Origin of the sequence: Kribbella sp. C-35 (assembly GCF_046549195.1) — a bacterium.
Taxonomy (GTDB): Bacteria; Actinomycetota; Actinomycetes; order Propionibacteriales; family Kribbellaceae; genus Kribbella.
Genome location: NZ_JAJPWG010000001.1, coordinates 2213160 through 2226745 on the forward strand (window position 1 = coordinate 2213160; position 13586 = coordinate 2226745).

The 13586-nt window shown below is 67.5% G+C and carries 13 protein-coding genes and 1 pseudogene; 6 read left to right on the top strand and 8 right to left on the bottom strand.

What is annotated here, in order from left to right:
* Window positions 1-2: 2 nt before the first annotated feature.
* From ACLJOO_RS11250 to rpmH, 5 genes and pseudogenes are all read right to left on the bottom strand, one after another.
* On the bottom strand, window positions 3-512 hold the full coding sequence (locus ACLJOO_RS11250) for a protein jag (protein WP_410787146.1): 510 nt from the start codon (window positions 510-512) through the stop codon (window positions 3-5).
* 321 nt (window positions 513-833) lie between these two features.
* A pseudogene (yidC, locus tag ACLJOO_RS11255) lies at window positions 834-1814 on the bottom strand (membrane protein insertase YidC); the annotation flags it as partial.
* Window positions 1815-1823: 9 nt separating this feature from the next.
* On the bottom strand, window positions 1824-2138 hold the full coding sequence (yidD, locus tag ACLJOO_RS11260; RefSeq protein WP_311136377.1) for a membrane protein insertion efficiency factor YidD: 315 nt from the start codon (window positions 2136-2138) through the stop codon (window positions 1824-1826).
* Window positions 2135-2476: a ribonuclease P protein component gene (gene rnpA, locus ACLJOO_RS11265; protein ID WP_410786826.1), complete on the bottom strand. Its 342-nt coding sequence runs from the start codon at window positions 2474-2476 to the stop codon at window positions 2135-2137. Before rnpA ends, yidD begins: the two co-directional genes overlap by 4 nt.
* A gap of 26 nt (window positions 2477-2502) precedes the next feature.
* Window positions 2503-2640 carry a 50S ribosomal protein L34 gene (rpmH, locus tag ACLJOO_RS11270; RefSeq protein ID WP_130386492.1) on the bottom strand — a complete coding sequence of 46 codons (138 nt, stop codon included), beginning with the start codon at window positions 2638-2640 and terminating at the stop codon, window positions 2503-2505.
* 1728 nt (window positions 2641-4368) lie between these two features.
* On the opposite strand from rpmH, the gene dnaA reads away from it, so the two are divergent.
* The 6 genes from dnaA (at window position 4369) to ACLJOO_RS11300 (ending at window position 11599) form a co-directional block, all read left to right on the top strand.
* The gene (dnaA, locus tag ACLJOO_RS11275) at window positions 4369-5964 is read left to right on the top strand and encodes a chromosomal replication initiator protein DnaA (RefSeq protein ID WP_410787148.1); all 1596 of its coding nucleotides are present in this window, start codon (window positions 4369-4371) and stop codon (window positions 5962-5964) included.
* Window positions 5965-6427: 463 nt separating this feature from the next.
* The gene (gene dnaN, locus ACLJOO_RS11280; protein WP_410786827.1) at window positions 6428-7573 is read left to right on the top strand and encodes a DNA polymerase III subunit beta; all 1146 of its coding nucleotides are present in this window, start codon (window positions 6428-6430) and stop codon (window positions 7571-7573) included.
* A 25-nt stretch (window positions 7574-7598) separates the two neighbouring features.
* A complete protein-coding gene (gene gnd, locus ACLJOO_RS11285; RefSeq protein WP_410786828.1) occupies window positions 7599-8522 on the top strand; it encodes a phosphogluconate dehydrogenase (NAD(+)-dependent, decarboxylating) in 924 nt (307 codons plus the stop codon).
* A gap of 1 nt (window position 8523) precedes the next feature.
* Complete coding sequence (gene recF, locus ACLJOO_RS11290) at window positions 8524-9663, top strand: DNA replication/repair protein RecF (RefSeq protein ID WP_410786829.1); 1140 nt, start codon at window positions 8524-8526, stop codon at window positions 9661-9663.
* Window positions 9656-10207 (top strand): DUF721 domain-containing protein, encoded by a 552-nt coding sequence (locus ACLJOO_RS11295; RefSeq protein WP_410786830.1) that lies wholly within the window; start codon window positions 9656-9658, stop codon window positions 10205-10207. Before recF ends, ACLJOO_RS11295 begins: the two co-directional genes overlap by 8 nt.
* A gap of 48 nt (window positions 10208-10255) precedes the next feature.
* Window positions 10256-11599, top strand: a complete 1344-nt coding sequence (locus ACLJOO_RS11300) for a hypothetical protein (protein ID WP_410786831.1) — start codon at window positions 10256-10258, stop codon at window positions 11597-11599.
* A gap of 10 nt (window positions 11600-11609) precedes the next feature.
* On the opposite strand, the gene ACLJOO_RS11305 is transcribed toward ACLJOO_RS11300, so the two are convergent.
* The 3 genes from ACLJOO_RS11305 to ACLJOO_RS11315 are packed head-to-tail and all read right to left on the bottom strand — an operon-like array spanning window position 11610 to window position 13404.
* Entirely contained in the window at window positions 11610-12167 is a 558-nt protein-coding gene (locus ACLJOO_RS11305) for a hypothetical protein (protein ID WP_410786832.1), read from the bottom strand.
* A complete protein-coding gene (locus tag ACLJOO_RS11310) occupies window positions 12164-12772 on the bottom strand; it encodes a hypothetical protein (RefSeq protein ID WP_410786833.1) in 609 nt (202 codons plus the stop codon). The genes ACLJOO_RS11305 and ACLJOO_RS11310 overlap by 4 nt, the downstream gene beginning before the upstream one ends.
* Window positions 12769-13404 carry a hypothetical protein gene (locus ACLJOO_RS11315; RefSeq protein WP_410786834.1) on the bottom strand — a complete coding sequence of 212 codons (636 nt, stop codon included), beginning with the start codon at window positions 13402-13404 and terminating at the stop codon, window positions 12769-12771. The genes ACLJOO_RS11310 and ACLJOO_RS11315 overlap by 4 nt, the downstream gene beginning before the upstream one ends.
* Between the last annotated feature and the right edge of the window lie 182 nt (window positions 13405-13586).

The following is a 13586-nucleotide window of genomic DNA, read 5'->3' on the forward strand; positions in this document are numbered from 1 at the left end:
GGTCATGGCTGGACCACCACGCGGCGGCGGGGCTCCTCGCCCTCGGACTCCGACGTCAGGCCGGCGGCCGCGACGACGTCGTGCACGACCTTGCGCTCGAACGGCGTCATCGGGTCCAGCCGCACCGGAGTGCCGGTCGCCTTCGCCTCCTCGACCGCCTTGCGGCCGACCTCTTCGAGCTCCGCCTTCCGGTTGGCCCGGTAGTTCGACACGTCGAGCATCAGCCGCGACCGCTCACCGGTCTCCCGGTACACGGCCAAACGAGTCAGCTCCTGGAGCGCCTCCAGCACCTTGCCGTTCTCGCCGACCAGGTTGTTCAGCTCGGCGCCGACGATGGAGACAGCAGCACGGTCCCCATCGATGTCCATGTCGATATCGCCGTCGAGATCGGCGATGTCGAGCAACTCCTCGAGGTAGTCCGCCGCGATATCGCTCTCGGCCTCGAGCGCCTTCAGGCGGTCGTCGGCGGAGCTCGTGCCGGCGGACTGCTCCGCCGTGTCGGTGTTCTGCATGCCGTCGGTCACGGCTACTCCTTCACAATGTCGGGATCCGCCTCACGGGGACCCGGGGCATTCACAAGCAAGAGGGGACTCGGGGTTCGCGGGTCAGCGCGAGCCGCCGGAGCGTTTCTGCGCCGCCTTCTTCTGCGCGGCCGACTTCGCCGCGGGCTGGCGCTTCGCTCCCGTACCCTTCTTGCCGGCCGGCTGCTTCTTGGCAGCACCGGCCTGAGTCTTCTTCGGCGTGTCCTGCGGCCGCGGAGTGTCCTCCGGCGCCGACGAGGACGTCTGGCCGTTGTTCGACGCGGCCGCGCCGCCAGCAGCCGGACCACCGGTCTTCCGGTCGCTACGAGACTGCCGCTTCGGCTGCTGGCGCTGCGCCGGACGACGGTCCGTCGTCTCGGTGTCGGTCTCCGCGTCCGCCGTACCCGGAACGCCCTCGTCGGCCGAGCGGCCGTGACGCAGGTTGCTCTCGCGCTTCCGGGCCTGCATGGCGTCGTACGCCGGAGTGCCCGGAGCGGGGTTGCGGCGGATCACGTAGAACTGCTGACCCATCGTCCACACGTTGGAGACGAACCAGTAGATCAGCACACCGATCGGGAAGTTGAAGCCACCGATGAGGAAGAAGATCGGGAAGACGTACAGCATGATCTTCTGCATCTGCGCGGCCTGGCCGGTGAGGGCCTCCTTCGGCATGTTCTTGCGCATCAGCTGCAGCTGCGTCGTGAACATGGTCGCCGTCATCAGGATGATCAGCACGATCGCGACGACCTTGACGTTGCCGGCGCCGTCGCCGTTCGCCTTCAGGAAGGTCTGCGAGATCTCGGCGCCGAAGATCTTCGCGTGCTGCAGCGACTGGACGTGCGGGTCCATGATGCTGCTGTGCGTCTTGCCCTTCGACGCGTAGTCGAGCACGCGGAACAGGGCCAGGAAGATCGGCGACTGCAGGAGCAGCGGCAGGCACGAGGAGAACGGGTTGGTCCCGGTCTCCTTGTACAGCTTCATCATTTCCTGACCGAGCTTCTCCCGGTCGTGGCCGTACTTCTTCTGCAGCTCCTTCATCTTCGGCTGCAGCAGCTGCATGTTCCGGCTGGAGCGGATCTGCCGGACGAACAGCGGAATCAGCAGGGTCCGGATGACGATCGTCAGGCCGGCGATCGAGAGCGCCCAGGCCCAACCGCCGTTCGGGTCGAGCACCTGGCTGAGCAGCCAGTGCCACCCGACCAGCAGTGCCGATACGGCCCAGTACAGCGGCGTCATCACCGTGTTGAACAGGTCTACGATCCCGTCCCACACCGCGAGCCCGGGGATGGCCAGAAGAGTCACTCACACACCTCGCTGCACAGGCCCGGCGTCGGCTGACGGTCCGGGCTGGTTGGCGGAGAGAGACTCTCCGCGCTGGTCGACATCTCTGGGAGGAACGGGGTCGTAGCCTCCGGGGTTCCACGGGTGGCAGCGAAGGAGTCGTCTCCCCGCCAGCCAGCTACCGCGCACCGCACCGTGGCGTTCGACCGCTTCCAAGGCATACGCCGAACAACTCGGGTAGAACCTGCAGACCTGCCCGTACAGCGGACTGATCAGCAGCCGGTACAACTTCAGGAAACCGATGATCCCGCTGCGCACGGGATTGACGCGCATCATGGTCGCAGCACCCGGCTCAGGGCGCCATCGACATCGGCCGCGAGCTCGTCGTACGACGCCGTGGCGGACGACGGAAGCGCGCGGACGACAGTCAGACTGCCGGCCGGAAGATCGGCGAGCCGCGAGTTCATGACAGCACGCAGACGGCGGTGGACCCGGTTCCGCAGAACCGCGTTGCCCACCGCCTTGTTCACAACGAATCCGACGCGCGCGGGGCCGGCTTCACCGGCCTGCGCCAGCACATGCAGAACCACCACGCGTCGCGCCGCGCGCCGTCCGGATCGGACGGCGCGACGGAAGTCGTCGGACCGGCGCAACCGGTTCGACGCGGGCAACACGAGGTGGTCACCGTCACAGAGGTCGCTCAGGCCGCGAGGCGCTGACGACCCTTGCCACGGCGGGCGGCGATGATCGCGCGACCCGCACGGGTACGCATCCGAAGACGGAAGCCGTGCTTCTTGTGCCGACGACGGTTGTTCGGCTGGAACGTCCGCTTGCTCACTGGAATGACTCCGGTTACTCGAGAACACAAAATGTCGACAAATCCACTGATTGAATCTGTCCAAGGTGCCTGTCCTGCACACCGTCGGAGAACCAGAGAACAGGTCCCGCAGGGAGCGCAGCACGAAACGGCCGGCTCAACAGCCGACCGATCCACGGTACGTGGCTCCTTGTGGACAGGTCAAACCAGGTATCCCCAGACTTTTCCACAGGCTTGTGGACAGGATAGTGGGCAACCGATCGGGCCGGGATTCGTCACTGTCCGACCGGATCGACGACAGAGAGCGATTTCGAACCACGACTACGCTCCGGCGTCCACCCGACACGCCGAAGGTTGCCCCCAATTTGCTGTTCATAGCCTGTGGATGACGGCTTGTAGGTGCCTGCTCGGACTTGTTAGCGTCACTCCCTCACACCAGAGGTCCCACACCCCGCGATCGGTAACCAACCTGCTCCGGCGGTCGTTCACAACTGTGGACAACCGTGTGGACAGACACCGCACGGTGGTCGGGTCGAACGGTCGCGCAGCCCGGGATCAACTCCGGATCGCGCCGGCCACCGCAGCGACGAAATCGGGGAGCAACGCGTGGTCGAGGACCATTCCGCCAGTGCGGAATTCACACCGGTGGAATTCACGGCCGAGTACCGGGCGGAGTACGGCGCCGACGGCCGGCAGGATCTGCGACCCGAGCCCGACGCCGACATCCGTCCGGAGCCCGAGGCGAACTTCCGCACCGAGGTCCGGCCCGTGCCGGAGCCGATGCCTCGCGCCGAGACCGCACCGGTGACGCCACTGCAGCCACCAGCACCAACACCAACCCAGGGGCCGACCCAAAGGCCGACCCAGCCGCCGACACCGCGGATGGACCCGGGTGACTATCTGAGCCCGTCGCTCCCGATCCCGATGCCCGAGCCGCCGACCGCGGGGTACCGCCCCGCGCCGCCCGCGTCTCCCTACGGCTACCGCTCCGAACTGGAGCGCGCGGCCACTGATCTTCCGTCCGGCCCAGCTCAGTCCACGGCAGGTACGACGTACTTCGGTGCGGCGCCGGCCGTCAACCAGTACCCCGGTGCGGGCAACGCCTGGGGTACGGCGGATTGGGGTACTGGCGGCGGCAATGCACCAGGCGCGGTACCGATCGAGGGGGAGGCACGTGTGGACGACGCAGCCACCAACCAGTGGTCACCCGACAGCAGGCCGACACAGGAGGGCGCTGCCGTGCATCCACCGGCCGAGCTCCCACTAGCTGAGTCGGCAGCTCCAGAGCCGGCCGCTGAGCCACTCTTCCCCGAGGCGCAGCTCCCGGAGCAGCACACACCGGACCACCAGGTACCCGAGCTCCAGGTGCCGACTCAGCAGGCCGAGCACACGCCTCACCAGCAGCCGGTTGACCAGCCGCAGGTGGCCGAGCAGGAGCACGCGACACAGCAGCACGCTCCGCAGCAGCCTGTGCCCCCGCAGATCCCACAACAGCAGCTGCCGCAGCCCTCAGCTCAGCAGACACCTCAGCAGCCCACGTTCCAGCAGCCGGTCCAGCACGCTCCCCAGCAACCGCAGTACACCCAGCACCAGCCGAGCTCGCAGCAGCCAGCGCCGCATCAACATGCCCCGCAGCAGCAAGCTCCCCAGCAGCCGGCACCTCAGCAGCAAGCACCGCAACAGCAGGCGGCTCAGCCGCAGCAGGGGCGAGGGCCGGCGGTTACGGATCTTGGGGAGGCTTGGGCTCGGGTGCTTGCCGGTCTGCCGCCGAACCAGCGGGCCTGGCTGACCAACTCGCGTCCGGTGACGCTGCACGAGAGCACCGCGATCGTCGCCGTACCCGACGACTTCACTCGCGGTCAGCTGGAGACGCGCCTCCGCCCGGACCTGGAGCGGATCCTCACCGAGAGCTTCGGCCGTGACATCCGGATCGCCGTCACCGTCGACCCGTCCCTCGACCCGGAGCTCCGCGAGCAGCAGGCTCCCCAGCAACCGCAGTACACCCAGCAGCCGGTGCAGCACCCGCAACAGCACTCGCAGCACGCACCACAACAACCGATGCAGCAGCAACCCATGCAGCAGCCGGTTCAGCAGCAACCCGCCGTACGCGAACCGCTTCGCACCGACGGCGCGTTCCAGCCCACGATCCAGTCCGCCCTGACCGACCCGGACAACCAGTTCAGCCAGCCGGCCCAAGCGCCGCAGCGGTACGAGCAGCAGCCGCAGCAGTCCTCGTTCGGCCAACCGCTCGGATCGGTCGCCCCGCCACCGAACGGTTCGACGCAGCCGGCCACCGAGGCGCAGGGTGAAGCTCGGCTGAACCCGAAGTACACCTTCGAGACCTTCGTCATCGGTAGCTCGAACCGGTTCGCGCACGCGGCCGCGGTCGCGGTCGCCGAGGCGCCGGGCAAGGCGTACAACCCGCAGCTGATCTACGGCGACTCCGGTCTGGGCAAGACCCACCTGCTGCACGCTATCGGGCACTACGTCCGCAGTCTCTACACCGGGGCCCGTGTGCGGTACGTGTCGAGCGAAGAGTTCACCAACGACTTCATCAACGCGATCCGCGACGACAAGGCGTCCCAGTTCCAGCGCCGGTACCGCGACGTCGACGTACTACTGATCGACGACATCCAGTTCCTGGAAGGCAAGATCCAGACCCAGGAAGAGTTCTTCCACACCTTCAACACGCTGCACAACGCGAACAAGCAGATCGTGATCAGCTCCGACCGCGCGCCGAAACGCCTGGAGGCGTTGGAGGACCGGCTACGGAACCGGTTCGAGTGGGGCCTGATCACCGACATCCAGCCGCCGGACCTCGAGACCCGGATCGCGATCCTGCGGAAGAAGGCCGCCACCGAGCGGCTGACGGCGCCGCCGGAGGTGCTGGAGTTCATCGCGTCGAAGGTGCAAACGAACATCCGGGAGCTCGAGGGCGCGCTGATCCGTGTCACCGCGTTCGCCAGCCTCAACAGGCAGCCGGTCGACCTGAGCCTCGCCGAGATCGTGCTGAAGGACCTGATCCCCGAAGGCAGCAAGCCCGAGGTGACCGCGAGCATGATCATGGGCCAGACCGCGTCGTACTTCGGTCTCTCGATCGACGACCTGTGCGGTTCGAGCCGCAGCCGGGTGCTCGTGACGGCCCGTCAGATCGCGATGTACCTGTGCCGCGAGCTGACCGATCTGTCGCTGCCGAAGATCGGCCAGCAGTTCGGCGGCCGCGACCACACGACGGTGATGCACGCCGAACGGAAGATCCGGCAACTGATGTCGGAACGGCGCAGCGTCTTCAATCAGGTCACCGAACTGACCAACCGGATCAAGCACCAAGCCAAGCAGCAATAACCACACAGGCTGGGGACACAGCTGTGGAAAACTGTGGGTATCGCCGTGGAAAGGTCCGGTTGGGGTGTGGATGCCCTGTGGGGACAGAATTCGCCGTCCACGGCCGTCCCCAGCACAAGCGAGCGCCGTCCACACGGCGTCCCCAGGCCAAAATGGTGTCTGACCTGGGAAGTCGGCGCTTTTCCACAGTATCCACCGGTGCGAAGAACACTATGGAATCTGTAGAGAGATCGAAGGCCACAAAACGATCGAGCGGCCCGATCTGGGGAAAACCCCGATCTCGCGCCGGCTGGCAGGACCTGTCAGGCTGTCTTCAGAACGACAGCAACGCTGTCTTCTCAGCAGCACAGGACCATGGCGACGCGACCCGCCCGAAGCGCCACGTCAGGCCCGATGGGCGCACAGCACCTTTGTCCGTGGCAGGATCTGCCTGGCACACAGCCGAAACAGGAGGCACCCAGCGGTGAAGTTTCGCGTCGAGCGCGACGTACTGGCCGAGTCGGTGGCCTGGGCCGCGCGCAGTTTGCCCAGTCGTCCCAGCGTCCCGATCCTTGCCGGCCTTCTGGTCGAGGCCGAGGACGGGCAGATCACCCTGTCCGGCTTCGACTACGAGACCTCGGTCCGGGTGACGGTGCCCGCGCAGGTCGCCGACGCCGGTAAGTGCCTGATCTCCGGCCGGCTCGTCGCCGACATCTCCAAGAGTCTTCCGAACCAGCCCGTGGACATCGCGGTGGACGGCGCGAAGGCCCAGGTCACCTGTGGCAGCTCGCGCTTCACCCTCCAGACGCTTCCCACAGAGGAATATCCGGCCCTTCCGGAGCTTCCGGCGGCCAGCGGCACCGTGAAGGCCGATGTCTTCGCCCAGGCCGTCTCGCAGGTCGTCACCGCGGCCGGCCGTGAGGACACGCTGCCGGTGCTGACCGGTGTCCGGGTCGAGATCGAGGGCTCCACGATCTCGCTGCTGGCCACCGACCGCTACCGGTTGGCGATCCGCGAGCTGGAGTGGAACCCGCAGTCCCCCGATGCCTCGGCCGCCGCGCTGATTCCGGCGCGGGTGCTGTCCGAGACCGCGAAGGCGATGACCGGCTCGGACGTGATCGTCTCGCTGGCCGCGCCCGGCACCGGTGACGGCATCGTCGGCTTCGAGGGTGAGGTGGCCGGCGGCAGTCGCCGCGCGACCACCCGGCTGCTGGACGGCGAGTTCCCGAAGGTCCGCGGCATCATCCCGACCGACGCGGCGATCGCCACCCGGGTCCGGATCGACACCGCGACCCTCGTCGAGGCGGTCAAGCGCGTCGCGCTCGTTGCGGAGCGCAACGCTCCGGTGCGGCTGACCTTCGAGGACGACACCGTGACGCTGGACGCCGGCAGTGGTGACGAGGCGCAGGCGTCCGAGTCGCTCGAGGCGCGGGTCGTCGGCGAGCCGGTGACCGTAGGCTTCAACCCGACGTACCTGCTCGACGGTCTCGGCGCGATAGGTACGCCGGTTGCGCACCTGGCCTTCACGCAGGCGACGAAGCCGGCCGAACTGACCGGTGTGCGGGACTTCGACGGCGAACCGATCAGCGAATTCCGGTACGTGCTGATGCCGGTCCGCCTGAACAGCTGAAAGCCAACAAAACAAGGGGATTCAGATGGAGCTCGGCCTTGTCGGTCTCGGCAAGATGGGCGGCAACATGCGCCAGCGGATTCGCAACGCGGGCCACACCGTGGTCGGGTTCGACCACAACCAGGACATCTCCGACTCCAAGGACCTGGCCGACATGGTCGGCAAGCTCACCGCGACCGACCAGCCCAAGGTGGTCTGGATCATGGTCCCGGTGCAGGCGATCGACCCGGTCGTCACCGAGCTGGCCGAGCTGCTGTCCCCCGGCGACATCGTCATCGACGGCGGCAACAGCCGCTGGACCGACGACACCCGTCGCGCCGCCCAGCTCGCCGAGAAGGACATCCGCTTCGTCGACTGCGGCGTCTCCGGCGGTGTCTGGGGTCTGGAGAACGGCTACGCGCTGATGTGCGGCGGCGACCAGGCCACCGTCGAGACCGTGATGCCGATCTTCGAGGCGCTGAAGCCCGGGGGCGAGTTCGGTTTCGTGCACGCCGGCAAGGTCGGCGCCGGGCACTTCTCGAAGATGGTCCACAACGGCATCGAGTACGGGATCATGCAGGCGTACGCCGAGGGCTACGAGCTGCTCGAGGCGTCGGACATCGTGGACAACGTGCCGCAGGCGTTCCAGTCGTGGCGTGAGGGCACCGTGATCCGGTCCTGGCTGCTCGACCTGCTGGTGAACGCGCTCGACGACGACAACCACCTGGAGAAGATCAAGGGGTACGCCGACGACTCCGGTGAGGGCCGCTGGACCGTCGAGGCCGCGATCGACCTCGCCGTACCGACGCCGGCCATCGCCGCCGCGCTGTTCGCCCGGTTCTCGTCCCGGCAGGACGACTCGCCGGCGATGAAGGCGATCGCCGCGATGCGGAACCAGTTCGGCGGGCACGCGGTGAAGGGCGCCGAGGCAGCCGACCCGTCGTACGCGACACCGCCGATCAAGCACTGAGGTGTACGTCACCGCCCTGGGTCTGCTCGACTTCCGGTCCTACCAGCAGGCGGAGGTCCAGCTCACTCCGGGCGTGACGTCCTTCGTCGGGCCGAACGGTCACGGCAAGACGAACCTGGTCGAGGCGATCCACTACACCGCGACCCTCGGTTCGCACCGGGTGGCGAACGACGCACCGCTGGTGCGGGCCGGCGCCACCCGCGCGATCGTGCGCACGGAGATCCGCAGCCAGTACGACCGCGACGTGGTGGTCGAGCTGGAAATCAATCCTGGGAAGGCAAATCGGGCCCGGGTCAACCGCTCGCCGGTGCCACGGCCACGCGAAGTGCTCGGACTGCTCCGCACGGTGCTGTTCGCCCCGGAGGATCTCGCGCTGGTGAAGGGCGATCCGTCCGAGCGGCGACGGTTCCTGGATGAGCTGCTGACGCTGCGGTCACCGCGGATGGCCGGCGTACGGCAGGACTACGACCGGGTGCTCAAGCAACGGAACTCGTTGCTCCGGAGCGCCTCGCAGGCCCGCCGGCAGAACCGCTCGAGTACCGCCGAGAGCCAGTTGCGCACACTCGAGGTCTGGGACTCGAACCTCGCGCGCGCCGGCTCCGAGCTGCTGGCGACCCGCCTGGAGTTGCTGGAGGCGCTGCGCCCGTTGGTCTCCAGCGCGTACGACGCTGTTGCCCGGGGCAAGGGTGATGCGCGGCTCGAGTACAAGTCGTCGGTGGTGCTCGAGCCCGGTGTGGTGTCGCGGGAGCAGCTCGAGGAGGTGCTGCTCGCGACGGTGCGGGAGAAGCGGCAGGACGAGCTCGACCGCGGTGTGTCGTTGGTCGGTCCGCACCGCGACGACGTCGTACTCGGGCTCGGGGACTTGCCCGCGAAGGGGTACGCGAGTCACGGTGAGTCCTGGTCGTTCGCGCTCGCGCTGCGGCTGGCGTCGTACGACCTGCTGCGCGCGGACGGAGGTGAACCGGTGCTGATCCTCGACGACGTGTTCGCCGAGCTCGACTCGCAGCGCCGGGACCGGCTGGCCGAGCTGGTCGCGCCGGCCGAGCAGGTGCTGGTGACCGCGGCGGTCGGCGCGGATGTGCCCACTGAGCTCCGCGGGGCGCGCTTCGAGGTGGGTGAGGGGGTGGTTCAGCGTGCCTGAACCCCCAGATTCCTCTGAGAGCGGCGCTGAGAGCGAGGCCGAGCACGACAAGCAAGGCCTGGAGCTCGCGAAATCGCTGGCGGCCCGGCTCAAGCAGCAGGCGGCCAAGGGCGGCATCATGCCGGTCAAACGCCGCCGGCGGCCGCGGATCGGCGGCGCCCAGATCAGCAGCGCCCGCCCCGACGACCGCGACCCGCAGCGACTGACCAACACCCTCGGCCGGCTGATGCGCGACCAGGGCTGGGAGGTCGACGTCGCCGTCCACGGCGTGATGGCCCGCTGGCCGTCGATCGTCGGCCCGGAGATGGCCGAACACTGCAAACCGGAGTCGTACGACGACACAGTGCTGACCGTCCGTACGTCGTCGACGGCGTGGAAGGTCCAACTCGACCTGCTGGTCCCGCAACTCCTCTTCCGGCTGAACGCCGAACTCGGCGAAGGAACCGTCTCCCAGGTCAAGGTCCTCGGCCCCAACACGTACTCCTGGCGCAAGGGCCCCCGCACCGTCCGCGGCGGCCGCGGCCCCCGGGACACCTACGGATAGCGGCCTGAGTTGCTGGGAGGACCCGGCCCTCCCCTAGGATCAGGCGCGATGCGTACGCTCGTTGACGGCTTTCGCGAGATGGTCCACCTGATCGGAGATACCTTCCGGCTCTGGTGGAAGAACCTCCTGCCCATGACCACCTGGTGGCTTGCCGGGTTCGTCGGCTTCACGGTGTGTGCGCAGGGCGCGATCTGGCTGGCACAGCACCTGCACTCGAGTATGGGCACCGGCCTGTTCGCGGTCGGCGTACTGCTGCAGATCACCGCGTCGGTCGGCATGATCCGGACCTGCGCGATGTCGCTCTACCGCTGGCGGGACGCGGCGAGCAACGAGGCCGAGGAGACGTCGGACCCGACGCAGCGTGGCCTTCTCGAGTTGCTGGCGGTCACGCTGCTGCCGCTGGTCGCGGTCTGGTCGGCGTGGGGCTTTTTCGACAAGCAGGTCAGCCAGTTGAGCGCTACGTTCCTGGTCCAGAACGGGGCGCAGCCGGGCTCCTCGTTCTTCAAGCTTGGAAATCACAACTGGCACGGGTACCTGCCCGCGCTCGCCGTGCTGCTGGTGCTGCGCCGGGTGTTCCAGGCCATCGACGACCGGTGGCCGAGCCGTCCGGTGAAGTTCGCCCAGGTCTGGGCCGAGGCCTTCTTCGTGCTGCTCACGTTCGTGATCACGCCGTTCGCGATCAGCCAGGGCAAGGCGTGGTTCAAGGACCGCAGTTTCTGGTACTGGTCGCTGGACTGGTGGGACGGCCTGAAGGGCTTCTTCGACAAGATCCACATCCCGATCCCGGCCGGTATCGAGTTCCTCTGGGGCTTCTTCTGGGAGTCGCTCTGGCCGCTGTTCAAGCTGGGCGTCGCCGAGCCGCTGACATGGCTGGCCATCACCACCGTGGTCTTCGGCCACCGAGTGCTGTCGAGCGGCGGTGTCCTGCGGGGCACGCGGCTGGAGCGGCGTCTCGGCGCGCACGTCGAGCAGCAGCAGGCGCCGCAGCGAGGCCGGCTGGTCGGCCTGACCTACAAGGCCCCGGACCTGCTGCTGGCGGGCGTGCGGGAGAAGTTCTACCCAGCGATCAACGCGTTCCGCCTGCTGGTCCGGGTCGGACCGGTGTTCCTCGGTGTGGTCTGCCTCGTCTACACGTTCTGGCTGCTCGGCAACGACTGGGCGTTCGTGGTGTTCCAGCGGACGCTAGGCATCCACGGGCAGCACTGGGGCTTGATGAACCACGAGATCGCCAACTTGATCCAGGGGCTGCTCTTCGAGCCGCTGCGGATCGCCCTCCTGGCAGCCGCCTTCGACCTGTGTATCTCGGTCGGCAACGAGCGGCGCGCCGAAGCGGCGGCGATCGCAGAGGCCAAGGCGCCGCCGGCCAGGCAGCCGGCTCCCGCCAACGCCTGACCGCTCCCCGTCAGGGCGTGATCAGCACCCGTCGGTGGATGTAGAAGTCCTCGACGGTCAGGCCGATCAGGTTCGGTACGTCGCTCTTCGGGACGATGTAGACCTTGGCGACCTTGCCCGGCTTGTCCATCGTGAACGGGTGGTCGTCGTCGCCGCAGAAGGTCGGCAGCGGATAACCGGTCGCCTGCGTGTCGTCCCAGGTGTTGCCCTTGCTGTCCCGCAGCTTCGCGTCACAGCTGAATCCCCGGTCGTCGAGCTGGAGCCCCTTCCGGGGCGTCACCGTGAGCGTGGCCAGCACGAAGATCGATCCGGCCGGTGCATCGAGCTTGATCGCCTCGCCGTCCTCGTTCAGGATCGCGGTGTAGGCCTTCATCGAGTCCAGCTTCCACTCGATGTCCTGGACCGTCACCGGGCCCTGGCTGACGACCTCGTCGATCCGGCCCTGTTTGTACAGGTCCTCGTCGTCGCTCAGATACGGATGGACCACGCTGAACGCCCCCACGCCCAGCAGGGCGATCAGCAGCGGGACCTGAACCAGCAACCGGCTCGCCCGGCTCGCGAGCTTCACGATGCCACCCGGGTGACGTCGTCGGGGACGACGTACTGGTCGACGGCGCCGTCGACCATCTGCTGGGCGATGGCCTCGGTCGGGACTCCGAGATCGACGCGGATCTCGGAGTTGTACACGTTGAAGAACATGGACGGCCTCAGGCGCAGGGTCAGGCCCTTGAGGTCGGTCGGGTTGACCTCGAAGACGACGGACCCGGTGCTCGCGAAGCCGGCGTCGGGGAAGGCGATCCTGCTCTCGCTCGGGTCGCTCACCTTCTCGTACACACTGTCCCCGTCGGTGATCAGCGTCGGGTTGAGCGTATCGGGGTCCTTCACGCCGCGGACCGCATCCCACTCGACCGCAACGAAGACGCCGTTGGTCTCGATCGGCTTGTCGTCGTCACTCGCATCGGCGCTGACAATCGTCCTGGCGAACTTGATCCGGGTCACCTTCATCGTCGACCCGCTGCCCGCGTACTGGAGCGCTTCACCGATGGTGCCGTGCACGACCTTCAGGTTCTGGTCCTCGCCCAGCACGCTCTCGGGGCCGGCCAGCCGGGTCACCCCGCCGAGCAGGACGAACAGGATGCCGACCAGGATGGTCGCGGGGCGGTAGAGCTTCATCCGTTCTTCCCGTCGTCGACAACAACGGTCGGCTTGAGCCGGACGACGGCGGCCGGGGTCTCGCTCTGCCAGTACGGCGTCTCGCTCAGTCCGAGAGATCCGTTGTCGGCCTTGAACTGCTCCCCCAGGACTCCGATCTCGACCATGTCCGCGGTGAAGTCCGGCGCGACCTTGAACTTGGTGCTGCACTCTTCCGGCGGCAGACCGTAGACCAGCACCCAGTTCAGGCCGCCCTTGCAGTCACCGCCGTTGGAGTCGACCAGGTCCTCGCCCCCGCCCGGAACGAACACGAGCAGGTCGCCGTGCACCGACTCACTCGTGTATTGCTCGGAATCGATGTTCTTCGCGGTGAAGTACACCTTCAGGCTGGTCTCGGCCTCGCTGTACTCGCCCTTCGGCTTCCGGACGATCTCAGCCTTGGTGAAGTTGAACTCGAACCGGCCGGCCGTAACCGTCGCCGGAGCCTCCAGGGTCGGGACCGTGCGCCCCTTCTTCTCCTTCCAGCCGCCGGTGGCCAGCACCACCAGGGCCGCAGCCACGATGAGGGCGATCAGCAGCAACCAGATCCGCCGGTGCCGGTGAATCACCCGGTCGGCGATCATCGCATCGATGACCTCGTCGAGACTTTCCACGGCTGCGATCCTAAGGGGCGGTGGGTGCGCGCCGGGCAGCACCGCCGGTGCCCGCCCCGAATCAGCTTCAGTGGTCTGGACCGGTGAGTGCCGGAAAGGTCAGTGGCGAAACAGCCGGAGGCCACTGAGTGCCCGTGAGCGCTTTCCGGCCCCCCACCCGCGAGAGGGGACATGGAGATGAG

What these genes read in the sequence shown, in the direction of transcription:
- gnd (WP_410786828.1), top strand. Translation starts at nt 7,599, where the DNA reads ATGGAGCTCGGCCTTGTCGGTCTCGGCAAGATGGGCGGCAACATGCGC.
- ACLJOO_RS11310 (WP_410786833.1), bottom strand. Translation starts at nt 12,772, where the DNA reads ATGAAGCTCTACCGCCCCGCGACCATCCTGGTCGGCATCCTGTTCGTC.
- ACLJOO_RS11300 (WP_410786831.1), top strand. Translation starts at nt 10,256, where the DNA reads ATGCGTACGCTCGTTGACGGCTTTCGCGAGATGGTCCACCTGATCGGA.
- ACLJOO_RS11250 (WP_410787146.1), bottom strand. Translation starts at nt 512, where the DNA reads ATGCAGAACACCGACACGGCGGAGCAGTCCGCCGGCACGAGCTCCGCC.
- yidD (WP_311136377.1), bottom strand. Translation starts at nt 2,138, where the DNA reads ATGATGCGCGTCAATCCCGTGCGCAGCGGGATCATCGGTTTCCTGAAG.